The 26,387-nt window shown below is 46.9% G+C and carries 19 protein-coding genes; 8 read left to right on the top strand and 11 right to left on the bottom strand.

The window, feature by feature from the left end:
* Nucleotides 1-6: 6 nt before the first annotated feature.
* Entirely contained in the window at nt 7-2,493 is a 2,487-nt protein-coding gene (gene ccsA, locus AC1DXC_RS20925; protein WP_477461132.1) for a cytochrome c biogenesis protein CcsA, read from the bottom strand.
* Nucleotides 2,494-2,502: 9 nt separating this feature from the next.
* Nucleotides 2,503-2,913: a cytochrome c maturation protein CcmE domain-containing protein gene (locus tag AC1DXC_RS20920; RefSeq protein WP_477461131.1), complete on the bottom strand. Its 411-nt coding sequence runs from the start codon at nt 2,911-2,913 to the stop codon at nt 2,503-2,505.
* A 271-nt stretch (nt 2,914-3,184) separates the two neighbouring features.
* On the opposite strand from AC1DXC_RS20920, the gene AC1DXC_RS20915 reads away from it, so the two are divergent.
* On the top strand, nt 3,185-4,744 hold the full coding sequence (locus AC1DXC_RS20915; RefSeq protein ID WP_477461130.1) for a M20/M25/M40 family metallo-hydrolase: 1,560 nt from the start codon (nt 3,185-3,187) through the stop codon (nt 4,742-4,744).
* A 110-nt stretch (nt 4,745-4,854) separates the two neighbouring features.
* Here AC1DXC_RS20915 and AC1DXC_RS20910 read toward each other — a convergent pair whose 3' ends face one another.
* The 3 genes from AC1DXC_RS20910 to AC1DXC_RS20900 form a co-directional block, all read right to left on the bottom strand.
* Complete coding sequence (locus AC1DXC_RS20910) at nt 4,855-5,586, bottom strand: hypothetical protein (protein ID WP_477461129.1); 732 nt, start codon at nt 5,584-5,586, stop codon at nt 4,855-4,857.
* Nucleotides 5,587-5,602: 16 nt separating this feature from the next.
* On the bottom strand, nt 5,603-7,918 hold the full coding sequence (locus tag AC1DXC_RS20905; RefSeq protein ID WP_477461128.1) for a family 20 glycosylhydrolase: 2,316 nt from the start codon (nt 7,916-7,918) through the stop codon (nt 5,603-5,605).
* A gap of 267 nt (nt 7,919-8,185) precedes the next feature.
* Nucleotides 8,186-8,695 (bottom strand): YqgE/AlgH family protein, encoded by a 510-nt coding sequence (locus AC1DXC_RS20900; protein WP_477461127.1) that lies wholly within the window; start codon nt 8,693-8,695, stop codon nt 8,186-8,188.
* A 163-nt stretch (nt 8,696-8,858) separates the two neighbouring features.
* Here AC1DXC_RS20900 and pdxH point away from each other — a divergent pair, with 163 nt between their 5' ends.
* From pdxH to AC1DXC_RS20870, 6 genes are all read left to right on the top strand, one after another.
* Nucleotides 8,859-9,506, top strand: a complete 648-nt coding sequence (gene pdxH / locus AC1DXC_RS20895) for a pyridoxamine 5'-phosphate oxidase (RefSeq protein ID WP_477461126.1) — start codon at nt 8,859-8,861, stop codon at nt 9,504-9,506.
* Nucleotides 9,503-10,000, top strand: coding sequence for an NADH-quinone oxidoreductase subunit C (locus tag AC1DXC_RS20890; RefSeq protein ID WP_477461125.1), 498 nt, complete (start codon nt 9,503-9,505; stop codon nt 9,998-10,000). Before pdxH ends, AC1DXC_RS20890 begins: the two co-directional genes overlap by 4 nt.
* Before the next feature lie 106 nt (nt 10,001-10,106).
* Nucleotides 10,107-10,490, top strand: a complete 384-nt coding sequence (locus tag AC1DXC_RS20885; RefSeq protein ID WP_477461124.1) for a four helix bundle protein — start codon at nt 10,107-10,109, stop codon at nt 10,488-10,490.
* 114 nt (nt 10,491-10,604) lie between these two features.
* Nucleotides 10,605-11,732, top strand: a complete 1,128-nt coding sequence (locus AC1DXC_RS20880) for an NADH-quinone oxidoreductase subunit D (protein WP_477461202.1) — start codon at nt 10,605-10,607, stop codon at nt 11,730-11,732.
* 177 nt (nt 11,733-11,909) lie between these two features.
* Complete coding sequence (locus tag AC1DXC_RS20875; protein WP_477461123.1) at nt 11,910-13,496, top strand: M20/M25/M40 family metallo-hydrolase; 1,587 nt, start codon at nt 11,910-11,912, stop codon at nt 13,494-13,496.
* Between the two features lie 279 nt (nt 13,497-13,775).
* Nucleotides 13,776-15,803 (top strand): tetratricopeptide repeat protein, encoded by a 2,028-nt coding sequence (locus AC1DXC_RS20870; RefSeq protein WP_477461122.1) that lies wholly within the window; start codon nt 13,776-13,778, stop codon nt 15,801-15,803.
* 285 nt (nt 15,804-16,088) lie between these two features.
* Here the strand turns inward: AC1DXC_RS20870 and gloA2 are convergent, their stop codons facing one another.
* The 6 genes from gloA2 to AC1DXC_RS20840 all read right to left on the bottom strand — a co-directional run bounded on the left by gloA2 (nt 16,089) and on the right by AC1DXC_RS20840 (nt 23,684).
* Nucleotides 16,089-16,478, bottom strand: coding sequence for an SMU1112c/YaeR family gloxylase I-like metalloprotein (gene gloA2, locus AC1DXC_RS20865; RefSeq protein WP_477461121.1), 390 nt, complete (start codon nt 16,476-16,478; stop codon nt 16,089-16,091).
* The gene (purL, locus tag AC1DXC_RS20860) at nt 16,478-18,706 is read right to left on the bottom strand and encodes a phosphoribosylformylglycinamidine synthase subunit PurL (protein WP_477461120.1); all 2,229 of its coding nucleotides are present in this window, start codon (nt 18,704-18,706) and stop codon (nt 16,478-16,480) included. Before purL ends, gloA2 begins: the two co-directional genes overlap by 1 nt.
* A 480-nt stretch (nt 18,707-19,186) precedes the next feature.
* Complete coding sequence (locus tag AC1DXC_RS20855) at nt 19,187-20,011, bottom strand: energy transducer TonB (RefSeq protein ID WP_477461119.1); 825 nt, start codon at nt 20,009-20,011, stop codon at nt 19,187-19,189.
* Nucleotides 20,012-20,175: 164 nt separating this feature from the next.
* Complete coding sequence (locus tag AC1DXC_RS20850) at nt 20,176-20,751, bottom strand: DUF4468 domain-containing protein (RefSeq protein WP_477461118.1); 576 nt, start codon at nt 20,749-20,751, stop codon at nt 20,176-20,178.
* Between the two features lie 69 nt (nt 20,752-20,820).
* Complete coding sequence (locus AC1DXC_RS20845) at nt 20,821-21,858, bottom strand: porin (RefSeq protein ID WP_477461117.1); 1,038 nt, start codon at nt 21,856-21,858, stop codon at nt 20,821-20,823.
* A gap of 224 nt (nt 21,859-22,082) precedes the next feature.
* On the bottom strand, nt 22,083-23,684 hold the full coding sequence (locus AC1DXC_RS20840; RefSeq protein ID WP_477461116.1) for an ammonium transporter: 1,602 nt from the start codon (nt 23,682-23,684) through the stop codon (nt 22,083-22,085).
* A 527-nt stretch (nt 23,685-24,211) separates the two neighbouring features.
* Here AC1DXC_RS20840 and AC1DXC_RS20835 point away from each other — a divergent pair.
* The gene (locus AC1DXC_RS20835; RefSeq protein WP_477461115.1) at nt 24,212-26,386 is read left to right on the top strand and encodes a glutamine synthetase III family protein; all 2,175 of its coding nucleotides are present in this window, start codon (nt 24,212-24,214) and stop codon (nt 26,384-26,386) included.
* Nucleotide 26,387 lies beyond the last annotated feature (1 nt).

Raw genomic sequence — 26,387 nt, 5'->3', positions numbered from 1 at the left:
CAGGTTTTATTTTGCTTTCGCAGGTACCGGCTTCAACTCCTTATTCCTCCTGAAAATCGATAACAAGAAACCGATAACCATAATAACGCTGCCCGCCCAGAAGAAATTGATATACGGGAATTTGATGGCACGCATTACGATGTATTTCTTGGCGCTTTCGGGCTGCTGGTAAACCGTAATCTCTACCTTATCCTGCGTTGGCATTATTTTGGTAAATTCCAGCTTCAGCCCGGCTTCTTCGAGTTTCTTGGGGAAAAAGAAAACGTGGCCATCTTTCTGCAATATATAAACCGGCTTGGCATGATAGGTTTGACCGTGGGTAACCACATCAAGCTCTGCACCTACCGATGCCAGCACATTATCCATTGGGATGTTTTCCAGTTTTGCGGCTTTATCCAACTTGCGCAGCACCATATACCCTTCGCGGAAAGGTATCGTGTCGCCTATAGCAATTTCATGCGGAACAGGTGCATCATAGTCCTTGCTATCGTCGGCTGGCTGGTCACCATCTGCTCCGTTGCCTTTTTCCTCGGCCGCGCTGGCAGAGTTGGTCATGGTGATGTGCGTGTACAAATCGTGCAGCAGGTAGTGGCGGGTATCGGGCGATGATGCCAACGCGCCTTTATTTACCTGCACCTTGGGGAACAGCGTAAAATCTTCATCTACTTTGCCGTTAGCATCCACCTTGCGGTAGTTTACTTTGTAAAAATGATCCGGCAGGGCCAGCGAATCGCCCAGATAGGTAACCGTGTAATCGCCCATTTTCTGCGGCTCATTGCGGTAAACCAATATGTTCTCGCGCGGGTTCTCTGTTTTGGCAAAATCGGCAGAATAGTTTTCGCCCGTATTGTTTATAGAGATTACCGAGCTTGTGCCCGCAGAAATCAAGGCCCCTATCAGCAGCATACCGAAACCAATGTGCGCCACAGCAGAGCCTGCCAGTTTTAATTTGCCTTTGAAGGCATCTGCCAAAACCTTGCCATTGGCCAGTACCGAATATACCGACCCCCACATCAGCAGCACGAATACAAAATGGAGCTTGTACAGCCCTGTTACGTAAACAATAAGCGCGGCAATGAGCGCGGCCAAAAACAAGTAAACCGCCGTGGTAATGAAAAAGCGGGTAACATCTGTTTTTTTATACTTGAGAAATTGCGTAACCGCCGTGAGTATAGTTATAACGAATGCGAAGCACGATTGGAAGATATTATAATGAAGTAAACGGGCCTTATCGGCAGGCGGGGCTATCTTCCAGCCGAATATGGCGTTCCCTACCGGGATGGAGGTTACCATGATGAGGTGGAAGCAGGATAGACCCAGAAAAACCGCGCCAACAAACATCCAGAACTCGCGTGAATAAGTTTCTTCGTCTTTTTGGGTAATAGGCAAAGCCTTCCAGCGACTTACCAGCAACCAAACCGACATCACCAAAAATACAAGGATGCCTGTAACCAATTGCCAAAACATACCCAAATCGGTAAAGGAGTGTACCGAAGTATCGCCGAGGATACCGCTGCGGTTAAGGAACGACGAATACCATACCAGCACAAAGCTGATGAGCACCAAAAACGTAGCCGTAAAGTACGAATGCCCGGTGTTTTTAAACACAATAAGCACATGCACTGCTGCCACCATGGTAATCCAGGGAAAGATAGAAGCGTTCTCTACCGGGTCCCATGCCCAAAAGCCGCCGAAATTCAACGATTCGTAAGCCCAGAAAGAACCCATTACTACGCCGGTACCCAGTATCATACAGGCAAACAGCGCATGTGGCAGCGCAGGCTGAATCCACTCTTTATATTTTTTTTGCCAAAGGCCGGCAACGGCATAAGCAAATGGCGTAACCATGGCCGCGAAACCTAAAAACAGGGTTGGTGGGTGTATCACCATCCAGTAGTTCTGCAGCGAGGGCACCATACCCTGCCCGTCTTTGATGAAAGTAAGGTAATCGGCTTGTTTAAAAATAGGTGCTTCACTCATGAAATCGCGAAGCAGCAAAAATGGCGAGCTGCCCAAATGCACGCCTAAAAAGTTTACGCCAAGCACCATAGTTGCCAGTACGGCTTGTGATAAGGCAACTACCGTCATCACCGGGCGCTCCCAGGTACCGGCTTTCCATATCAATACCAGGCCTATTAATGCCTGCCAGAATATCCAGAGCATAAAGCCACCCTCCTGCCCGTTCCAAAAGGCGGAGATGATGTATTGCACCGGCAGCGTTTTAGAGGTATATGCCCAAACGTAATGGTACTCGAAATAATGGTTGTAGATAATGTAGAAAAGGCATGCCCCGATACCTAAAACCGATAGAGAGTTTAAGTAATAGCCTATACGACCAAGAGTTTGCCAGCTGCTGACCGGTTTGTCTTTGTCATCCGCAGTGGCGAAAAAATAGCTGATGAACGATAAAAGCGCGGCTCCGAAAGCGAGGACGAGAAAGAACTGACCGATGTGGCCCGGCAAAAGGTGCTCACCTTTAAATACTGTATCCATTAAAATTGCTTATATGCTGGCTGGTTTAGCCTTAAATTCCTGTGTTTCTAATTTATCCTGCGTGTATTTTGAGGGGCACTTCATCTGGATATGGGAGGCGTGAAACTCGCTGCCGATCATCTTGCCGGTAAGCACTATCTGTTCCGATTTCTCGAAGTCCTCGGGCTTGGTGCCGGTGAATACCACCTTGCACTCGCTGCCTTTATCGTCTTTCATGTAAAAAGTGAAGTAATTGGCATCCTTGGTGGCATCGTAATACAATTCTTTTTGCTTGTTGAGCATACCGATTACGTGCAATTCGCTTTCGGTTTGGCGGGCATCGGTAAAGGAGCCGTAAGTACTTGTGTTTGAGTACACGCTTATAATAACCGCAATGGCAATAGCAATAACAACAAGGCCAAAAATGGAACTTTTCTTCATGTTTATAGTTGTGGGATAAACGGGTTTGCAAAAATACAAAACGATAAGCTAATAATGTTTATTACAAGGGATATATGTTATTTAGAATTGTTATTGATTGTTCTTAGTTAAAAAGGTTGGAAAAGTTAAAGGGTTAGAAAGGTTAAGGCCGAAACCGGTTAAAGCAGTTCGGACAAAAAAGGAGGCAATATTGCAGCAGGTTGTGCTTCTACTGCGCTCATCTGCAATTTATTATTCTTATTTTCACCGGCATAACTCAAACTTATCCATTATGAAGAACCTTAGCATCAAACTATTGCTTGCGGCCTGTTTTTTCACCGTAGCCGCTGCTTACGCTCAGGAGCCGGTAGATACCGCCACCTTTAATAAGATCAGGAAAGCCGAACTTAACAGCTCGCACATCGAACAGATTGCGCATTACCTTACCGATGTTGCCGGGCCGCGCCTTACCAGTTCACCAGGGTATCAACGCGCCGCAACCTGGGCCGTAGAAACCATGAAGAAATGGGGGCTCGTAAATGCCAAAATGGAACCCTGGGGCGAATTTGGTAAGCAGTGGGACTTGCAGGAGTTCAGCATCAGTATGAAATTGCCGTATATGCAACCTATAATGGCATACCCCAACCCATGGAGCCCATCTACCAATGGCTTGCAACAGGCGCAGGTAGTGCTGCTGCCCGGAGAGAAATTAATGGATACCGTTTATATCAAACAACACCTTGCCGACTATAAAGGCAAATTCATATTGGTACATGGCAGTAAAATAAATACCTCGGCTAATTTCAAACCCTCGGCAGAAAGGCTTACCGACAGCGCGCTTGCCCATACCACCGATACCTATATGGTAGAACGCAAGATGATAGAGATGTATTTGGGCACTTATGTTAAATTAATAGCCCGGGTAGATGTATTGCTAAAAAGCTCGGGCGCGGTAGCCGTTATCAGTACCGGCCGCAATAACATCAATGGTACCGTATTTGTGCAGGCAAACGGCGGTTACAAGGCTACCGACCCGGAAAACCTGCCCGCAGTAAGCATATCGGTAGAAGACGGGCAGAAAATAAGGCGGCTGATAGATGGCGGCCAACCCGTAGAACTCGCACTGAATATAAAAGCTGCATTTTCTACCGCCGATACCAAAGGCTATAACGTGGTAGCCGAAATACCCGGCACCGACCCCAAACTAAAATCGCAACTGGTGATGCTGGGCGGCCACCTCGATTCATGGACCGCCGCCACTGGCGCAACCGATAATGCTGCTGGCTGCATTGTAATGATGGAGGCCGTACGTTTGTTAGATTCGCTTGGCATTAAGCCGAAACGCACCATCCGCATTGCCTTATGGGGTGGTGAAGAGCAGGGCTTGTACGGAAGTTACGGTTACGTAAAGAACCATTTTATGGATACCGATGGCAAGCTGAAACCCGAGCAGCCAAAAGTGTCGGCATATTTTAACCTGGATAACGGCACCGGCAAAATAAGGGGCGTATACGCCCAGGGCAATACGGCCATCAAACCCATATTTGAGCAATGGCTGGCCCCGTTCAAAGATTTAGGTGCTACTACGGTATCGCTTAAAAACACCGGCTCTACAGATCACCTGTCCTTCGATTGGGCGGGCATACCGGGTTTTCAATTTATACAGGACCCGATAGATTACGAAACCCGTACCCACCACAGCAACATGGATAGCTACGACCACCTGCAAATAGCCGACCTGAAACAGGCCGCCATCATCGTAGCATCATTTGTGTACCAGGCCAGCATAAAGCCCGATTTGCTGCCCCGCAAGGCTATCGTTAAAGAAACCTTTGCATTCGAGGGCTTATAAAAAAGAAGCGGGAGTTTTGCGCCATACCGCAAAACTCCCGCTTTATTACTTTGTATCTATCGCTTGTTTCTCAGCAGGCTTTAAAGCGAGAAATCGAACTAAACCTGTCCTTAATTCCTCCTGCGTCGTTTCTTCTTCTTAGGTGCGGCCTTTTTCTTTTTTGTGGGCTTATCTACGGTCGTTTTCTTAACAGTTGTTGCCGCAGTTGCTTTATCCGCTACTGAAACAGAATCTTTGCTCAATTGAGTAACAGAAAAGCTGTTACTGCGCAGGCCATATTGTAATACCCGCTTTGCGCCAGTTGGTTTGGCCAGGCTATCGTTGCTGCTGTATATGGGGAACTCGCGTATCAGCAGACCGTCTTTTATATAAAAGTTATCATTGCCGCGGTAACCCTTCTTTTGCAAGCCGGTAAGCTTGGGGAAATCGAGCTTATTGGCGTCGTTGTTGTTGAACTCGAAGGCGTACACCTTGGCATAATTCACCGTGTCTTTATCCTTGGCCTGTATCAATATCTCGGGGTTGCCGTCGGTATCCATATCTGAGTTGTACACGTCGGAGATAGCACCGTCCAGATCGCCCGTAGTAGTGGTATATTTTACCCCAGCCGAGTCGGAGTGCAGTATCATAAACGAGCCGTCCATTTTTGCGCCCCTGCCCCAGCTAAGCACATCGTAAGTTTGCCCCGGCGACACCTCTATCGCTTTATGATAACGGAAAGGTTCTGTCAGGGCAGGAGTGGCCGACGATGAAACAGCAACAGATGCCGGTTTGGGGTCGTTGCCACAGGCGGCCAGGAGTATGCAAACCGATGCCGCGTAAACGTAATATCTTGCATTCATCTTTCTATCCTCCAATTTAATTATAAAGCATATCAGGTGAAACTTCTCCTTTTGGCTTGCCGGGCAGCGTCATATAAACACGCAGCATGCTATTGGATGTGTAGGCATCTACATATTTTACAGTGATTTTGTGGAAGCCCTTCAGTAATGGCACATAACCCGTTGTTTCGTTGTTGCCTTTGCGGCCATCGTTATCAACTACCGGTAAATCATCTATATACAGCATCGAGCCGTTGTACGATTGCGTGGAGAAGCCGTAGGTACCATCGGCATCGACATTTAGATAACCGGTGTAAACCACCCCGTATTTGCCGAAAGCTTTTTTAAATGCCGCGTTAGCTACCTGGAAGCTTTTGGCAATACCTGTGTCTATCACCGCTGCCGGGTTTATCTGCGTAGTGTTAACGTATGTACCCTGCGATGCCTGGTATTTCATACCCGTAGCGGTGCCCGTAAAACCTACGGCGGCGAGCGGGGCCTTGTTGTAAACCACCGTGCGGGTTATCGGGCTGCGTTTGCCGGATGGCGTTACCACAATAGTTTGTAACTCGCGGTATTGGTCTATTGGCACCTGGTAAGTAATGGGTTTGGTAAATACCATTTCCGTTTCGCGCGGGGTATAGCCATCGATGGTGTAATAAATTATTGCGCCCTGTACCGGCGATTTCAGGTCGACGGTAAGTTGCGTGCCGATAATCGTGGTATCCGCAGCACCGATGGCCGTAGGCACGTGGAATTCGTAACCGGCTTTATCCAGCCAGGCTAAGTGGCCAGGCAGGCGTGTTTCGGCAAAATCTTTAAAGTTTTTGTTGGCAACCGGTGCCCATGCAATTTCTGATAGGGCAAGCATCCTTGGCAACAGCATAAACTCCACCTTTTTGTCGGTGGTGATGTATTCTGTCCATAAATTAGCTTGTACGCCTTTAATGTGTGCCTGTTGTGCCGGTGTTAATACCGCTGGTGTAGGGTTGTAACTGTATATCTTTGATAATGGTTCGTTGCCGCCAATGCTTAATGGCTCCTGGTTAAGCCTCCCCTGCCCGTGGTCTATATATAGTCCCTGGCTGCCCGGGGTCATAATCACATCGTGATCCTGCTGAGCTGCGGCTATACCGCCCTCCTCGCCTCTCCAGCTCATCACCGTGGCATTCGGCGCAAGGCCGCCCTCCAATATCTCGTCCCAGCCGATAATGCTGCGGCCTTTGCTGTTCACGAATTTCTCCATCCTTTGAATAAAGTAGCTTTGCAAGCCATGCTCATCTTTCAATTTGAGTTTCTTTATCAGGTCCTGGCAAAACTTGGAGCTCTTCCAAACGGTTTTTGGCGCCTCGTCGCCACCGATGTGAATATATTTGCTAGGGAACAGGTCGATAACCTCGGTAAGTACGTCTTCTAAAAAGTGGAACGTTTTTTCGGACGGGCAATAGATATTATTGAACACGCCCCAGGTTTCGGCCACCTTATAATCAAGCTTTGGGTCGCAGCTCAGTTCGGGGAAAGCCGCTAAAGCAGCTTGCGCATGGCCGGGCATCTCAATTTCGGGCACGATGGTTATGTAGCGGTCAGCAGCGTATTTTATTACATCGCGAATCTGGTCTTGCGTATAAAAACCGCCATGTGGCGTATTATCGAATTGTTGCGGGGTGCGGTCGCGGTAGTTGCCTATCACGGTTTGGGCGCGCACGCTGGCCACCTGGGTAAGGCGGGGGTATTTTTTTATCTCAATGCGCCAGCCCTGGTCGTCGGTCAGATGCCAGTGAAAGGTGTTAAGCTTATAACCTGCCATCAGATCGATATAGCGTTTCACCATCTCTACCGAGAAAAAGTGGCGGCAAACATCCAGCATCACGCCGCGATAACCAAAACGCGGGTAATCTTCAATAGTTGCACAAGGCAGCTTGGCGGTAGCTGCGCGTTCAAGCGGCATCAATTGTATCAGCGTTTGTATACCGTAAAACAAGCCCGCCCCCTTGCCGGCAACGGTAATTTGCTGCGGCGTAATGGTTAGGCGGTACCCCTCGGCTGGTAAGCCTTCGGTGCCTGTAGAAGTAAGATAGATGACATTAGAGCCAGCATTGGTATTGCGCAGGCCAACCTGCTTATTGTAGGCCATATTGTTGGCCAAAAACCGGGAGAAGAATACAACGGCTTTGTTACCGGGCGTATCGGCCTGTATTTTAGTTTCCTGGCTGAGGAGGAACTCCCCTACAGATTTTTTAACAGAAACCGGCACGGGTATGATGCCCATATTGGGGTCGGCATCCTGGGCGTGTACGAAAGTGGTGGCAGCAATTAAGAGCGTAAAAAGCAGTGAGGGAATCTTTTTAAACATAGACTAAATTAACCAGGGTGATTACAAAGTGGTGAATTTAGTAAATTTTTGGCACCGATTACACCGATTTTTTTGATTTCACCGATGATTGTGCGCGGGAAAGCGTTTAAGCCCCATCGTCATTGCGAGGAACGAAGCAATCTCCCGACTTGACATTAGCGGTTGCAAAGCGGCTATCCAAAGCGGTCTGGCTTAGCTTAGAGATTGCTTCGTTCCTCAATGACGCGGTGGTTAGGCTTTGCACCAATGAACTAATGAACCAACGCTCTAATTCAACGCCGGGTTCTCGGGGAAGTTGGCTATGTGGGCAAAACGCTGCCCAAGGCTGATAACCGTTTTCTTCCAGAGGTTATCCTCGCTGCTGCCAAAAATATTGTCGGCCTCGTATTTATCGGCTACAATCCAGGCATCTTCGCGCAATTCGTTATCCAGTTGACCGGGCGTCCAGCCACTGTAGCCGGTAAAAAAACGTATCTCGGTTTCGTTTAATTGATAGGTGGTTATCAGTTCCTTTATTTTCTCGAAGTCGCCCCCCCAGAAAATGCCCTCTGCAATCTCGATACCATCCGTTATCTTTTCGGGGCAACGATGTATGTAATGCAGTGTATCCTGCGATACCGGCCCGCCCGTGTACACGGGTATTTCTGAGTAAGATACGTCAGGCAGTATATCGCCCAATAAATATTCGGTTTCGTGGTTAAGGATAAAGCCCATCGCGCCGGCCTCCGAGTACTCCGTAAGGATAATAACCGACCGCTTGAAGTTGGGATCGGGCATAAAGGGTTCTGATAAAAGCAAGCGCCCAGTGGCAGCCGGTGTTGGACTTAGCATGGATTTAATTTATGTTGTTATAACGCCAAATGTAAAATTATGTTCAATATCACTTAAAATGCCCACTATAACAATATGTACGGTATAATTAATTTGTAAGTTTGCGATAATGAACGAACAAGATATACAGAGCTTAAGGCAGGATTACAGTGCGGCCTCGCTTAGCGAGACCGATGTAGACGCCAACCCTATGCGCCAGTTTGATAAATGGTTTAACGACGCAATCAACGCAAAAGTACACGAGCCCAACGCCATGACGCTTGCAACCGCCACTACCGATGGCCGCCCTTCCGCACGTATTGTGCTGCTAAAAGGCTTCAGCGACGACGGCTTTAAATTTTATACCAACTACCTTAGCCGCAAGGGTAAAGAGATAAGCAAGAACCCCTTGGGTGCGCTTACTTTTTTTTGGGGCGATTTGGAACGCCAGGTACGCGTAGAGGGCACCATAGAAAAACTCGACCGCAACTACTCCGAAAAATATTTCCACTCGCGCCCTAAAGCAAGCCAACTTGGTGCAATCGCATCGCCGCAAAGCCAGGAGATTGATGGCCGCGCAACATTGGAACAAAAAATGGCCGAACTGGAAATCGAATATGCCGATAAGGATATACCCAAACCAGCATTTTGGGGCGGCTATGTATTACGCCCCCGCATGATAGAGTTTTGGCAGGGCCGCGGCAGCCGCCTGCACGATAGGATAGTTTTCAAAAAAACCGATAACAAAACCTGGAAGATAGTACGCCTGGCGCCATGACCTTCGACGAGATTAAATCATTGCTTACTGAGAAATTCGGCGAAGGCATCGTCACAGGCGAAGAGCGCACCGCCATGCAGCCTGCATTACTGATAGATGCAGATCGCATTGCCGAGGTTTGCCTGGAGTTGCGCAATAACCCGCGTACGTATTTCGATTTCCTAAGCTGCTTAAGCGGTGTTGACTATGGCGCGGAAGCAGGGCGTTTCGGCGTGGTTTATCACCTATCGTCTATACCCTATAATTTACAGCTGACATTAAAGATAAGCAAGGAAAATGACCGGAATTTAGAGGAACTTCCCTCCTTCCCAAGCATTACATCCGTTTACCGCGCAGCCGACTGGCACGAACGCGAGGCTTACGATATGCTGGGCATCTTTTTTGAGGGCCACCCTGATTTGCGCAGGCTTTTAATGCCGGATGACTGGGAAGGTTTTCCGCTCCGAAAGGACTATCAGAATGCGGAATATTATAAGGGAATAAAAATAGATTAGATGATTTCGGAATTCGGATGTTCGATTTCGGATTTAAAGAAAGAGATTTTTGATTTCAGAGTCCGAAGTTTCGATTTCGGATTGATTTAAGAGATTTTTGATTTGCATGGATAAGATTGAATTAAAAAAGAGGACAAAAAAATTCACCGTAGACATTATTAAGTTTGTTGAAACGCTACCGAATGGTAAAGCGATGAATGTTTGTGTTAATCAATTATTGCGACGCGCGTCCTCTGTAGGTGCCAACTACAGATCAGCTTGCCGTGGTAAATCAATGCCGGATTTCATTAACAAAATAGTAATCGTAGAGGAAGAGGCAGATGAATCGATGTATTGGCTGGAAGTTATGCATGAAGCAGATTTGGTGAAATTTGAACAAGTAAAAAGCTTTTTAAATGAAGCGAATGAGTTGACCGCAATTTTTACAGCTATTGGGAAAACTGCAAGGGAGAATCAAAAAAATTCAAAAATCGACAACTCAAAAAAATAAATAAATCCGAAATCGAGAATCCGAAATCCGAAATAATTGTACACACAAACATCAAAATACAACCTCGCACTCGAGCGCTATCACAAAAAGATAGCCGATGCCGCCGTGGAGGATATGGTGCTGAACATGGGGCCGCAGCACCCGTCTACGCATGGGGTTTTGCGGCTGGAACTGATTACCGATGGGGAAATAGTAAAAGAAGTTATCCCGCACATCGGTTACCTGCATCGCTGTTTCGAAAAGCACGCAGAATCGCTTACTTATCAGCAAACCATCCCTTTTACGGATAGGATGGATTACCTGGCTAGCATGAACAACAGCCACGCCTGGGTAATGGGCGTTGAACGTATGCTGGGCATAGATAAGGATATCCCCAAACGTATCGAATATATCCGCGTGTTGGTTTGTGAGCTTAACCGCATCGCATCGCACCTGATTGCCATTGGCACCTACGGCATAGATATCGGAGCCTTTACCCCTTTCCTGTGGTGCTTCCGCGACCGCGAGCATATCATGGGCATGTTGGAGTGGGCCTCCGGTTCACGCATGCTATATAACTATATTTGGGTAGGCGGCCTGTTTTACGATTTACCGGTGGGCTTTGAAGAACGCTGTCGTGAGTTCGTAGACTACTTCCGCCCCAAAATGGTTGAGCTTAACCGCCTGCTTACCGATAACCAGATATTCATCAGTCGCACTGCTAACGTAGGTGTGTTGCCTTTAGATGTGGCCATCAACTACGGCTGTAGCGGCCCGGTACTGCGCGGATCTGGCTTAAAGTATGATTTACGCCGCATTGATAATTACTCCGCCTACCCCGAACTGGAGTTCGAGGTGCCTATCGGGACTGGCCAAATGGGAACCGTAGGCGATTGCTGGGATCGCTATAAGGTACGGGTAGATGAGGTAGATGAATCGTTAAAAATAATTGAACAATGCCTCGACCGCCTGCAAAAGGAATTGAAACGCACCCCTGATTTCGACCCAAGGGCCAAACTTCCCCGCAAACTCACGCCAAAACCGCAGGATTATTATATGCGCGCTGAAGGCACCAAGGGCGAACTGGGCTTTTATTTCATCCATGATAGCGACCGCAAGGAGATTCCTTTCCGCGTAAAATCGCGCGGGCCAAGTTTTTGCAACCTTTCTGTACTTGAAGAATTGGGTAAAGGCGTAATGATAGCCGACCTCATTGCCACCATCGGCTCGCTCGATTTTGTATTAGGCGAAGTGGATAGGTAATTAGAGGTTAGACGCCGGAGGTTAGAGATTAGGTAGAAACCTGGTACATTCCTTCGTACACCATAGTATTCGTTGTCCCAAGAATTCGTGCTTTTTCAAATTGGTTGAATTCGTGTTATTTGAAATTCGTGTTGATGTGAAATCTAGGTTAACCCCTTTATCATTATCTTAGCCACTATGAAAAATACCCATACCCTATCGCGCTTCCTCCGTGTAAAAAACATCGCCATGATGCTGGCGATCCCGGTGCTCTTTGCAGCCGGCACAGCCTCGGCACAAATTAAAGACCCAATTGTAGACAACATCGTAAAAGAAGGCACCGACAATTCGCAGCTGGTAACGCTGGCGCATCAATTGTTCGACGGCATCGGTCCGCGCCTGGTAGGTACTCCACAGATGGAACAGGCCGGGCAGTGGGCACTACAAAAATATAAAGAGTACGGCATCACCGCCCGTTACGAAAAATGGGGCGACTGGCGCGGCTGGCAACGCGGCATATCGCACATTGATATGGTTACGCCGCGCGTAAAATCTTTAGAAGGAACGCAGTTGGCCTGGAGCCCGGGCATGAAAAAGGCAGTAACTGCCGAAACCATTATCCTGCCTGAGTTTGCCGATTCAATCGCGTTCCAAAAATGGTTGCCCACTGTTAAAGGAAAATTCGTGATGATATCCATGAACCAACCAACCGGCAGGCCCGATTACAACTGGACAGAATTCGGCACCAAAGATTCATTCGATAAGCTAAAAGCCGACCGCACCGCCCAAACCGATGCCTGGCGCAAACGCATCAGTAACACGGGCTTAACTAACAAAACACTACCTGTTGCCCTGGAGAAGGCCGGTGCTGCGGGTGTTATTACCTCTAACTGGTCGGCAGGTTTTGGGGTGGATAAGATATTTGGCGCCTACACCAAAAAAGTCCCAACTGTTGATATTGCGCTGGAAGATTACGGCATGCTCTACCGCCTAACCGAAAACGGCGAGAAACCAACCATCAAGATACTGACCGAATCTAAAGAACTTGGCGCGGTGCCAACGTTCAATATCATCGGCGAGATAAAAGGCACCGAAAAACCCGACGAGTACGTGATGCTCTCTGCCCATTTCGATTCGTGGGATGGCGGCCAGGGCGCAACCGACAACGGCACCGGCACCCTAACGATGATGGAAGCCATGCGCATCCTCAAAAAAATATACCCTAACCCTAAACGCACCATTTTGGTTGGCCATTGGGGCAGCGAAGAACAAGGTTTAAATGGCTCCCGCGCCTTTGTGGAAGATCATCCCGAAATAGTAGCCAACCTGCAAGCACTTTTTAATCAGGACAATGGTACCGGCCGCGTGGTAAACATAGCGGGCCAAGGCTTCCTGAACAGCTACGATTACATTACCCGCTGGCTTAGCAAGGTACCTGCCGGCATCCGCGACCAGATAACCACCAACTTCCCCGGCGCACCGGGCGGCGGTGGCTCGGATTTCGCATCCTTCGTTGCTGTAGGTGCACCCGGCTTTTCGCTCAGCTCTAACAGCTGGAGCTATGGTAACTACACCTGGCACACCAACCGCGATACGTATGATAAAATCGTTTTCGACGACGTAAGGAACAATGCTATACTCACCGCCATACTGGTTTACATGGCCTGCGAAGACCCTGCAAAAACCTCGCGCGACCGCATCGTATTGCCCATAAACACCAAAACCGGCGAACCAACCAAATGGCCAGCCCAGGTAAAAGCAAACAGGCACGGAGGATTTGAATAAAAACTATTATCTGAACTCGAATTAAACGAATTTTAAGAAAAGACAGAATGCAATTCAATAATGAAATTCTAAAAATTCGTTTAATTCGACAAATTCGAGTTCAGACTAATTCCTCAAAAAGCACAGCCTCACCCGCTGTGCTTTTTTATTTAAAATTAACCAGCGTTGCCCATAGCTTATAGCTATATTAATCATTAGGTTAATGCTTCCTTATTTGCTTAATTTAGCAAACCATTTATTGGCTATTACGTATCTTGGGCATAGTTTGAAAATAAATTAATGAAGAAATTATTAATTGTACTGTTTTTGTTGCCGGTTTACTGCATGGCTCAATCGGCCGGCGATTACATGACCAGCGGCAACACTAAAGCAAATATGAAGGATTATAAAGAGGCCATCCTCGATTTTAATCGTTCTATTCAAATGAACCCGGGTGTTGCAAGGGTGTACCTGTACCGCGCCAATGCCAAAAGCAATTTAGGCGATTACACTGGAGCCGTTACCGATTTTACCAGCGCGCTAAACCTCGATCCGCGCCTGATAGATGCCTGGCATTACCGTGCAAATGCAAAAAGTAATTTAAAGGATTATGCCGGCTCAGTTGCCGATTTTGATAAGGCCGTAGCCCTTAACCCGGTAAAAGGTGAATTATATAAATACCGTGCCGTAGCAAAAGCCAACCTTGGCGACAATAAAGGGGCGCTGGCCGACTTCGACATGGCCGAAAAACTATTGCCAGGCGATGGTGACCTGATATTTTATCGCGCCAACTCCAAAGGAAACATGGGAGACTATAAGGGGGCTATTGCCGATTACGATGCCGCCATCAGGATTGAACCAAATAACGCCGAAGCCTGGTTTTACCGTGCGAACGCCAAAGCCAACCTGAGGGAATATAAAGGGGCTATTGCCGATTATAAGCACGTAATAGACCTGAACCCGCAGATGCCGGAATTGTATCATTACCTCGCATCAGCATCCAGCAATGCAGATGATGACAAAGGTGCGATAGAATTTTTCGACAAAGCTATTGAGCAAAACCCCAAAAAAGCGGAGCTTTTACTTGGCCGGGCCATTGCTAAAAATAATATGGAAGACTGGAGCGGCGCAATTGAAGACCTTAGCCACGCCATCACGCTCAACCCAAAATACGATGAGGCCTACCAGAATCGGGCCGATGTAAAAATCAACATGAAGAATTTTACCGGTGCGGTTGCGGATGCCGATACTTCTATCAACCTCAACTCCAAAAATGCCTATGGATATATGTCGCGCGCTAAGGCTAAGATAGAAATGAACGATACGGTAGGTGCCTTGGCCGATTTCAGCACAACTTTAAAACTCGAGCCGAAAGCTACTTATGCATACCTTGGCAGCGGCGATATCAAAGCTGCGCAGCATGATTACCCCGCAGCGATTGCTCTCTACAGCAAATTATTAACGCTTGACCCACGAAATCCGAATACGCTGTTGCATCGCGCACGCGTAAAAATGAAAGGCGGTGATACAGAGGGCAGCCTTGCCGACTATAAAGCTGCCATCGCTTCCACCCCACAGAATAATGATCTATATGTGGATTATGGCAAGGCCCTGATTGCCGCCGGGCGATACACGCAGGCCATTCAACTGTATGACGATGCATTGGTAGTAAACCCAAAGAATATCTATTTTTATAGCTACCGCGGCGTAGCCAAAAGCAAGCTGGCCGACCTTGATGGTGCGATGGCCGACCACAATATGGCTATAAAACTGGCTCCATCCTCGTCGGATGCTTTTATTAACCGTGGCAATAGCCTTTTGGCACTGAAAAAATACGACGAAGCCTTAATCGATATCAACAAAGGTATCTCGCTGAACGAAACGAACGATGATGCCTACCTTGCCCGCGCCGACCTTAAGTTGGCAAAGCAGGAATACCTGGGTGCCGTTTACGATTATATAAACGTTTTACTGCTTAACCAGAACAATATAAAAGCCTACATCGGCCGTGCCATTGCCGAAAGTTTTACCGGCGACACCCTTGCCATGAAGAAAGATTTTGCTACGGCTCTTAAACTGGAACCCAAAAGCAGCGAAGTGTATATGGCCCGCGCGAATGCACGAATCAACCTGAAAAACTGGGCCGCCGCCCTTGCTGATTTGAATACCGTGATAACCCTCGACCCTAAAAACGCCGCTGCTTATTTAAGCCGGGGCGTTATTAAAGCTCAGCGCGGCGAAAAAACAGCCGGTTGCGCCGATATAAATAAAGCCATAGCCTTAGGCGCTAAAGATGCTGCCGATAAACTGGCGTTGTATTGTAAGTAAAGATTAGAGCATAAAGTCCGGTTAGTTATCGGGAGGTGTTAGTTGGGTTTCCGGCTAACCTCATTTTATTTAGCATTACGTCTTTGAGAAGCAGAAGGGCTGACTGGTGTGAGAGGTCGACGTAGCAATCCTCGGCAGGCAGGTCGTACCTGCATTTCGGCCCTACTTGCCGATGGTTGCCACGCTATCGCTCGCAATGACGTAGTGGTGATGGGCTTCGCCACTAAAAAAAAGACGCGAAGTATCGCGTCTCTAATTTTTTAATTCGTAAAATTTGTGTCGATACTACTTCTCGTACAACTCCAGCGGCAAGCCATCCGGATCCTGGAAGAAAGTAAAGCGTTTGCCTGTGGTTTCGTCTATACGGATGGGTTCCGTGACAACACCGTATTCGTTGATATGGAAAACTGCTTCTTCGATATTATCCACCTCAAAAGCCAGGTGCCTTAAGCCTGATGCCTCGGGGCGCGATGGCCTTGCAGGCGGGTTGGGGAACGAGAACAATTCTATCTGGTATTGGCCGCCCACTTCAAGGTCAAGTTTATAGGAATCCCTTGCTTCGCGATACGTTTCCAGCACGATATTAAATCCAAGCACCTCTGTATAGAAGTGCCTGGACTTTTCGTAATCCGAGCAAATAATTGCTATATGGTGTATCTTATTCAGCTTTAGCATTAGGCTTCACCAAGGCTTACGTGCAACACGTTGCTGTGTACCATCTTAATATCAGTAATGTTACCGAACAGCTCCTCATCGATAGTGGTATTGCCGATGCCGTTAACGGTGCCCAGCAAACTGAATTCCACCTCGCTGGTAGCCATCATTTCGATGAAACGTTCCTGGTCATCAGGTGCGATACTCACTACCACCCTACCCTGTGCCTCGCCGAAAAGGAAAGCATCTTTGCGGACGCTGTTGTCGCTATCTATATCGAAACCTAATCCGTTTGGTAAACAAGATTCTACCAGTGCAACGTATAAACCGCCGTCGGCCACATCATGCGCAGATTGCACCACTTTGTGCTTGATGAGCTCTTTAACCACCTGGTGCATGGCGTACTCTTTATCGATATCGAAATACGGCGCCGGTGCGGCAGTTATCTTATGGTATGATGCCAAATATTGTGAAGAAGCAATGTCGTTTTGCGATTCGCCAATTAAATAAATCAGGTCGCCGGGTTGCTTAAAGTCCAGGGTCATCAGGTTGCTTTGGTCGTCCATTACGCCCAGCATACCAATGGTTGGCGTCGGGAACACCGGGCCCTCGTCGCTCGATTGGTTGTAGAAACTTACGTTACCGCCGGTAACGGGGGTTTCGAATTTGCGGCAGGCTTCGCCCATGCCTTTTATGGCACCCACAAATTGCCAGTAAACTTCGGGCTTATAAGGGTTACCAAAGTTTAAGCAGTTGGTAATGGCAACCGGCTCGCCACCTGCACAGGTAATATTACGGGCAGCTTCGGCAACGGCAATGGCGGTACCTTTCTGGGGGTCGGCATAAACGTAGCGCGAGTTGCAATCGCAGGTAAGTACGATAGCCTTGTTGGTTTCTTTAACTGCAACTACTGCCGCATCGCTTGGGCGGTTGGTAGTCATGGTGGCAGTTCCAATCATGGAATCGTACTGGTCGGTAACCCAACGTTTCGATGCGATATTCGGGTGGGCTATCAAATGTTCGGCAACGTCTACCAAATCAGCAGGTTCGGCAACGTCCTCTATCTTGAATTTCTGGTTTTGGGCAAAGTAAGCCGGTTCGCGGTATTCGCGTTCGTATATTGGTGCACCGCCACCAAGCACTAAATCATCTGCAGGCACGTCGGCAACCTTTACGCCGTTCATAAAGTATTCCAGTCGTTGGGTATCAGTAACCTCGCCTATTATAGCGCAGTTCAGGTCCCACTTATCGAACACAGCTTCTACAAGCGCTTCTTTTCCTTTTTCTACTACAATAAGCATGCGCTCCTGAGATTCGGAAAGCAATATCTCGTAGGGTTTCATGTTTTCCTGGCGCATAGGTACGCGGTCCAGGTGGATGATCATGCCATGCTCGCCTTTGGCGCTCATCTCCGAGTTAGAGCAGATGATACCTGCCGCACCCATATCCTGCATACCAACAACGGCACCGGTTTTAATTACTTCTAAGGTAGCTTCCAGCAATAATTTTTCCTGGAAGGGGTCGCCCACCTGTACGGCCGGCAAATCGTTAACCGAATCTTCGGTGATATCCTTCGATGCGAAAGCCGCGCCATGGATACCATCCTTACCGGTGGCAGAACCTACGATGTAAACCGGATTGCCAACACCGTATGATGTAGCTGAAACGGTTTCGCCCGCTTTTACGATACCTGCAGAGAATGCGTTTACCAGCGGATTGATGTTATAGCATTCATCAAAGAACAACTCACCGCCAACGGTGGGGATACCGAATGCGTTGCCATAGTGGCTGATGCCTTTTACCACGCCTTTTACCAGCCATTTGGTTTTATCGAGGCTAAGGTCGCCAAAGCGTAATGAGTTCATCTGGGCAATTGGCCTTGCGCCCATGGTGAATATATCGCGGTTGATACCGCCTACGCCCGTAGCAGCACCCTGGTAAGGTTCCAGCGCCGAAGGGTGGTTATGAGATTCTATCTTAAAAGCGCAGCCAATGCCATCGCCGAGGTCTACTAAACCCGCGTTTTCTTCGCCTGCTTTAGCCAGCATACGGGGGCTATCCTTAGGCAATGTTTTTAGCCAGGTAATGGAGTTTTTGTATGAGCAATGCTCGCTCCACATAACTGCGAATATCGAAAGCTCGGTAAAGTTGGGCACGCGGCCCATTATCTCGTTTATTCTGGCAAATTCTTCGGGTAAAAGACCAAGGTCTTTGGCGGTTTCAACGGTTGTTAATTCCTGGTTCTCCAATGTTTAATTGTTTATGTTGAAAGGATGCGCAAAATTAGGAAAAAGAGCGGGAATTTAGATATGAGATTTGAGATTTGAGAGGTGAGATATAGAAAAGCGGCTCGTGACAGGGGATTTAGGGAGGAATAAACGAAATTTTTTAAACAAAGCTTAAATTTGTAATGACTTCTACTTTGCATTCGGTTGTTAAATAATTATGGCGTTCCCTGCGGGCCGGGCTATCCACTGCAACTCCTCATTCCACACCGCTGATAGAAGCGGTGCTGCATTCCGGGGTTTCCGTTTCTATCCCTAACGCAATTCCGGTTTTTTTTAATATTATAGGGTTAACGCAATAGCGGACTTTCGTCAACATTAATTCTGTTGCCATTGCAAAACAACAAAAAGCCGCAACAGAATTAATTCTGCTGCGGCCCTCACAAATCACCCTTCAAACTTTTCTAACTTTTTAACCATTCTAACCTTTTTAACTTTCATTACTTATTCTTCGGGCAGTTGGAAATTGATTGGGATAGTATACCTCACCCTTACCGGTTGGCCGTTCTGGATGCCAGGTTTCCAGGCTTTAGCAAGCTTGAGTACACGCATAGCTTCCTCGTCGAATCCATAACCGGCACCACGTACAACGGTTATATTGGATAGCTCGCCATTCTTTTCTATCACGAAGCTCATGATTACCCTACCCGATACATTCGCATCCTGCGCCTGCGCCGGAAAATGCAAGGCCCTACCCAAAAACTTGCCGAATGCCGCCATGCCGCCATAAGGTTCGGGGTTCGCTTCCAGGCCGATGCCGGAGGGTACTATTTCATTGCCGTTGTCTACAGTGGCGGTGCCCCCACCTGATTTGGGGTCTGCAGGGATTTGCGGCGGCCCTTCCGGACCTTGGGTAGTGGTTGCGCCGACATTACCTTTCAAATTATCAATTATTGGCGGCTCCTCTTTTACCGGCTCATTGGTCAACACAGGAGTCAAGAACTTGGTTGTTGCAGTGGGTGGCTGTTGCTTTGCGGGCTGCGACTGTTTCACAGGTTCAGGTTTTTTCGGTTCTACTTTTGTAGGCGGAGTCGGCAGCGGAGGCAGCGTGACGATAACGCCTGGACTTGTATGTACCGGTTCTTTCCTTAAGGCAAAGCCCAATATCAACGCAAGGGAAATCACGCTGGCGAAGGCAATGGCCATAGCTTTATTGAGCGTGCCTGCGTAATGATGCCGTAGGTCGTAAGCACCGTAGGCTTTGTTGCGGTCGTCGAATACAAGGTCGAGCCACTCGCTCTTGTACAAATCAAATTTTGTGTTTAGCATAACGTTTAGAATTAAATTTTTCTATATAACGTTATCGCAATACAAAATGTTGTGTAAAAAAGAATTATTACAAAATAATCATTTGAATATATTCAATATTACAAATTTTATATTGCAGTGCATTAATTATTAGGAATTATATTTGGATAAGTTTAGGCCAAAATCTACCACTTATCGGTAACAACCTTCTTCAGGGGCTCTTCTGTACGTAAAACGGGCACCCTATCCATGTATTTGATAAGCTTGGTTGCCGTTGCCTTGCAAAACGCACCAACCTGGTCAAGGTATAAATCGGTATCTTTTTCGCTGTATTTGGTCCATATTTTTTCCAGCGGAAACTCTATGCCCGATTGCGTAGCCATATTGCCGTAGCGGTTTATCTTGTAAGGCTTAAATACGAAATCGCTGAGCTTAAAACGATATTTTTGGTCTTTTACGTCGATGGTAAAAGTATAAGTAACCTCGCCCCCTTCCTTTTTGCTCACCAGCGAGTTGGTGTAAAGCACCGTTTTATCTTTGGCTGTTATGCTACCGGCAGATGCCTTGCCGCTGGCTTTTATTTCCTGACTTTTCATGAATGCAAGGGCACGGTTAAACAACGTATCGGCAGTAAAGTCTTTTTTGTCTACCACCTGGTAGTACACATATTTGTTGTTTTCGTCGGACTGAAGCAGGTCTTTTTGGGCGCGGGCGGTATTGATTGCCAGAATGCAGGCTATACAGAGAAATAATTTTTTCATATAATAAAGATAAGCCATCCATAAACAAATATGGATGGCTTACCGGAAATAATTTAAACGATGTGTTTATTAGAAAGCGTAAACAGCTGCTAACACAAACTGCGAAGCAGATTTGGTTGGCATAGAGCTGCTGTTAACAAAAAACTCGTCTTTACCTTTGTCAAGGCGTAATTCAGGGATGATAGTTAACGGACCAGCTTTAATGTTTGAAGTTAAAGTGAATGCTTTAACATTTGTGCTACCGGCACCGGCATCTTTCCATTTGAAGTATTCAGCTCTCAAACCGAATGAAACTGCAGGGCTTGCAGCAATCTGTGGGTACAAAGCAACACCAGTAAAGCCACCCGGGCCGTTTGGTGCGTTGAAATCAGCAGCATTTAAACCTAATTTAAAGGCGTCTGTAATTTGATAAGCAGTTGTCAAATCGATTTCAGTACCCGATGTTTTGCCGCTAACAAGGTTAATGTAAGCTGTCCAGCCTTTTGCAGGGCTTAAGAACAACTGTGCACCTAAAGTTGATACATCTTTGGTAGATGAATAGTTGTTCCAGCTATCGTTGAATACACCAACCATTAAGCTAGCTTTGTCTGAGAAGGTGTAGGTACCTTTCAAACCTGCATTCTGGAACGGGCCATTGGTGAACAGGTACGAAGTTGAGTAGTTGAAGTTACCCACCGGTGAAATTACTTCGTAACCTACAAACGTAGCCATGTAACCACCTGTAACAGTAAACTTATCGCTCAAATCGTACGATACGTATAAGTTTTGAATGTGGTAAGAATCGCCGCTTGCACCGTTAGGGATTGATTGTGCCTGGCCGCGCGGGCCGAAGCTCATTTCGCCAACGAAAGCGGCTTTACCTACTTTTTTCTTCAGGCCCAGGTCAATCATACCGATAGAGATAGAATTCTGGTCGGTTGCGAAGCTGGTACCGATGTTTGAACCGCCGCTCTGCGATTTGAAGCCCGAGAAATCGTTTTTGTAGTAAGTGTCTACCGAACCGAAAATAACCAACGGCGGATCTACCTTAGGCGCATCCTGTGCCTTCGCGGTAAAAGTAGCTGCTGCTGCTGCAAAAAATGATAAGAGTAAAAGTTTTCTTTTCATGGATAAGGAATTAAAATTTAATTGTTTTTGTTAATTGTTGTTGTTGTTCTTAAATATCTTTTGTGCGTAATTTTTCCGTTTTGAGCTAATTTGCATAGTTCAGTAAATGCCTTTCACTAAATTTCTCCAAGCTATATATAAACCCTTGCGCAGTTGGCGTATGGCGGGCAGCATTCCTGCTTTAGCCAACCGCACAAGGGTAATATTTCAAATCATCACAAACCTTAGGCAGGCTGTTTCACGCCCTTGTCCATAAGGTCGCTTAAGCTAACATCTTCTAAATCGGCGGGGTAAACTTCGGTACCGTGATCGAACACATCCAAGCCGCCTGTGCCAAGTTCGCCATGTTCTTCAACACGCAGTCTCCATGGATGCGGTAATTTGTTGATGATAAACATCATGGCAAAAGTAATTATGAATACAGCAGCAGTAATGATAAAGCTACCTACCGCTTGGGCCTCAAGTACACTAAAGCCGCCGCCGTAAAACAAACCTGTAACCGGGGCAGTGTTGTCTGCACCTGTAGGTGTTGTAAAGCCATATTGGCCCGATGCAAATAAACCTAAAGATAAGGTGCCCCAGATACCGTTTAAGCCGTGTACCGAAAATGCACCAACCGGATCATCTATACGGAACCATTCCACTAAATAGATACCGCCAACTACGATAAAACCGGCAACACCTCCTAATAAAATCGAACCTAAAGGGCTAACCCAATAACAAGGGCAGGTAATTGCCACCAAACCGGCAAGGAAACCATTTACGGTAAATGCCAAATCGAACTTGCCTTTTGTTTTGCCCCACCACAATGCGGCAAGCATAGCTGTAAAACCGCCTGCGCAGGCAGCAAGAGTTGTATTGGTAGCTATACGCCCAATACCTTGCATATCCATTGCATTTAAAGTAGAACCAGGGTTAAAGCCGTACCAGCCAAACCACAGGATAAAGCCACCCACGGCAGCTATCAGTAAGTTGTGGCCTGCAGGTAAACCACCTTTTTCTTTATTATCGCGGGCAAATATGCGGCCCAAACGAGGCCCTAATACTATCGCGCCGGCTATTGATGCCACACCACCTATGGTATGCACTACTGTTGACCCTGCAAAGTCACGGAATCCCTGACCTAAAGATGGCAGGAAGCCTGTTGGTGTACCCATGGTAACCAGGAAACCATCAGGTCCCCAGGCCCAGTGGCCAATTATTGGGTATATAAAGCCGGTAATACCGATAGAGTAAAGGATATCGCCACGGAAGCTTGTGCGGCCTATCATAGCACCGGATACGATGGTTGAGCAGGTATCAGCAAATGCAAACTGGAAAATCCAGTGGGCAATTACCGGTACACCATACGCAAGGTAAGTATCAGGGATATTTTGTAAGAAGAACCAGGTTTTACCATCGGCACCGCCCCAGCCAATAAAGCCGTTGCCCTGTCCGAACATGAATGCATAACCGATAGCGTAAAATAAGATACCGCAAAGGCAGGTATCAAAAATACATTCCATTAGTACGTTAACGGTTTCTCTTTTGCGGGCAAAACCAGCCTCAAGCATAACAAAGCCGGCCTGCATGCCAAATACAAGGAACGCTGCAACCAGTGTCCACATCGTGTTGATGGCGTTCATAGTAGATGTTTCATGCGCAGTATAAGTTTCTGCGGCATGGGCTGGGCTGCCAAAAAAGTTCGGCAAAACCATCATGGCCATCACAACCAGGAACAGCCCGGTCATTTTCCCGATAAAAATGGTAGCGCCGAGCTGCCATTTTTCCTTGGACAGCTGCCGGAATGAGTCCAGCAGGCTGATTTTTGTAGAATTACTCTTCATTCGTTGTTTAATTAAGTGGATTGATATGATAAAAAAAGTCTTTTTAACAAATGGGGGCGTAGAATCATTTTATTAAACATCTAATCAATAATAATATCTATAGAATTGGTATTGATTTTATTTTTTTTATGAAAATATGAATGAATTTTAATAAAAACAAATAACAAATGAAATATTTTCAATAAAAGTGGTTATAATTTCAATTATTAACATCTATAAAACCTGTTTTTATTTTTAAAAAGCTAAATAAACAACCATTATTTATAAATTTTACAATTACATCGCTTCCAATGGCTACTATTTTGAGTTTTTTATAAAATTTACAAAAATTTAAACATAAATTAATTCAAAACGTATGCTATGCACGCATAATTTTAAGAATTTGGTACTTTTTAAAGCATTTAGGGATTTCACATAGCGACATTAGTATTAATTTAACATAATTCATCTTGTTGGATAATCCATGTGCTTTATACTCATTATTTTAAATGATTTCCTAATTTTGGCGTTACCAATCATTAATACTTATGCCAAATATTCGATTCCAGGCGCTACGGACGGCGCTTAACCGTGAAATCCCCGAAATAAAAACACCCTCCAACAAAATATCCGACTATTTTGGCGCGAATGTGTTCGATAAGCACAAAATGAAAGACTATCTTTCTACTGAAGCTTACAACGGCATAGCAAATTCTATAGATAATGGCGTATCCATACCGCGCGAACTGGCAGAACAGGTGGCATCGGCCATGCGTGCCTGGGCCATGGGCAAAGGCGCCACCCATTATACCCACTGGTTTCAGCCACTAACCGGTAGCACTGCCGAAAAGCATGATGCGTTTTTTGAGCCTACCAGTACCGGCAGCGCCATAGAACGCTTCAGCGGCGACGCACTTGCCCAACAGGAACCCGATGCATCCAGCTTCCCCAGCGGTGGACTGCGCAACACTTTCGAGGCGCGTGGCTATACCGCATGGGATCCCTCCTCTCCTGCCTTCGTTATCGGCCGCACGCTATGCATCCCTACGGTATTCGTATCGTACACCGGCGAAGCATTAGATTATAAGGTACCTTTATTAAAGGCATTAAGCGCCATGGATAAAGCCGCAGTTGATGTTTGCCATTACTTTGATAAAAGCATAGAGAAGGTGAACGCATCGTTGGGTATTGAGCAGGAATACTTTTTGGTTGATACCGCGCTATTTAGTGCCCGGCCAGATCTGTTCCTCACCGGCCGCACATTGTTTGGCCACATGTCGGCCAAAAACCAGCAATTGGAAGATCATTACTTTGGTTCTATACCTGGCCGGGTTTACGCCTTTATGCAAGATATGGAGACCGAGGCCCTACAGTTGGGTATCCCCTTAAAAACCCGCCACAACGAGGTTGCGCCATCACAATTTGAGTGCGCCCCCGTTTACGAAGAAATAAACCTGGCTATAGATCATAACCAACTGTTAATGGATATTATGGACCGTGTTGCCGCGCGCCATAATTTCAAAGTACTGCTACACGAGAAGCCCTACGCAGGCATCAATGGCTCGGGTAAGCACAACAACTGGAGCCTGATTACCAACACGGGCAAAAACCTGCTTTCGCCCGGTAAAACACCCAAGAACAACCTGCAGTTTTTAACGTTTTTCGTCAACACTATTAAAGCGGTGCACGATCACGCCGATTTGCTGAGGGCTTCCATCGCATCGGTAAATAACGACCACCGCCTTGGCGCCAACGAAGCCCCCCCGGCAATCATATCCATTTTCCTGGGCAGCCAGTTGAGCGAAGTTTTGGATGAGATAGACACCTCGCGCCTGAGCAAGAAAATAAAAGACGAGAATTCGTTATGGCAGGGCATCCCTAAAATACCGCAGATATTGCCCGACAATACCGACCGCAATCGCACCTCCCCTTTTGCCTTTACCGGCAACAAGTTCGAGCTGCGTGCTGTGGGCTCCTCTGCAAACTCGGCCAGCCCGATGACGATTCTGAACCTCATCGTAGCCGATCAACTGAAAAAATTCAAAATAGATGTAGATAAGCTCATCAAAAAAGGCGAGAAAAAAGATGTAGCCCTGATGACCATCATTAAAAGGTATATTAAAGAATCGCGCAACATACGTTTCGAGGGCAACGGTTACAGCGACGAATGGGAACAGGAAGCTGCAAAACGCGGATTGGCTAACATTAAAACCACGCCCAAAGCCCTTGATGCGTTCTTATCGGACAAAGCCACAGAACTATTTGCCGAAACAGGCGTATTCACCCGCCGCGAAGCACTTGCCCGCCACGAGATACTGTTAGAGAGTTTCTATAAAAAGCTACAGATTGAAGCACGTGTAATTGGCGAACTGGCCATAAATAGCATTATCCCTGCGGCTATTGATTACCAAAGCAAACTGGTGGACAGCGTAAGGGGCCTTAAAGAAATTGGGCTGCCCGAAAGCAGCTACAGTGCGCAATTGGATATCATCGGCAAAATAGCCGAGCACATAAATGCCACCAAATTAAATGTGGATGAGATGATAGACGAGCGCAAAAAAGCAAATAAGATCGACGATATACGTCAGCGCGCTATAGATTACGATGAAAAAGTAAAAACTTACTTCGCAACCATACGCTTCCATGTAGATAAGCTGGAGCAACTGGTAGATGACGCCCTATGGCCGTTGCCAAAATTCAGGGAATTGTTGTTTACGAAATAAA

Source organism: Mucilaginibacter sp. P2_D11 (assembly GCF_056404435.1).
The sequence above is the reverse complement of the archived record's forward strand: the minus strand, read 5'-3'. Positions and strand labels throughout refer to the sequence as shown.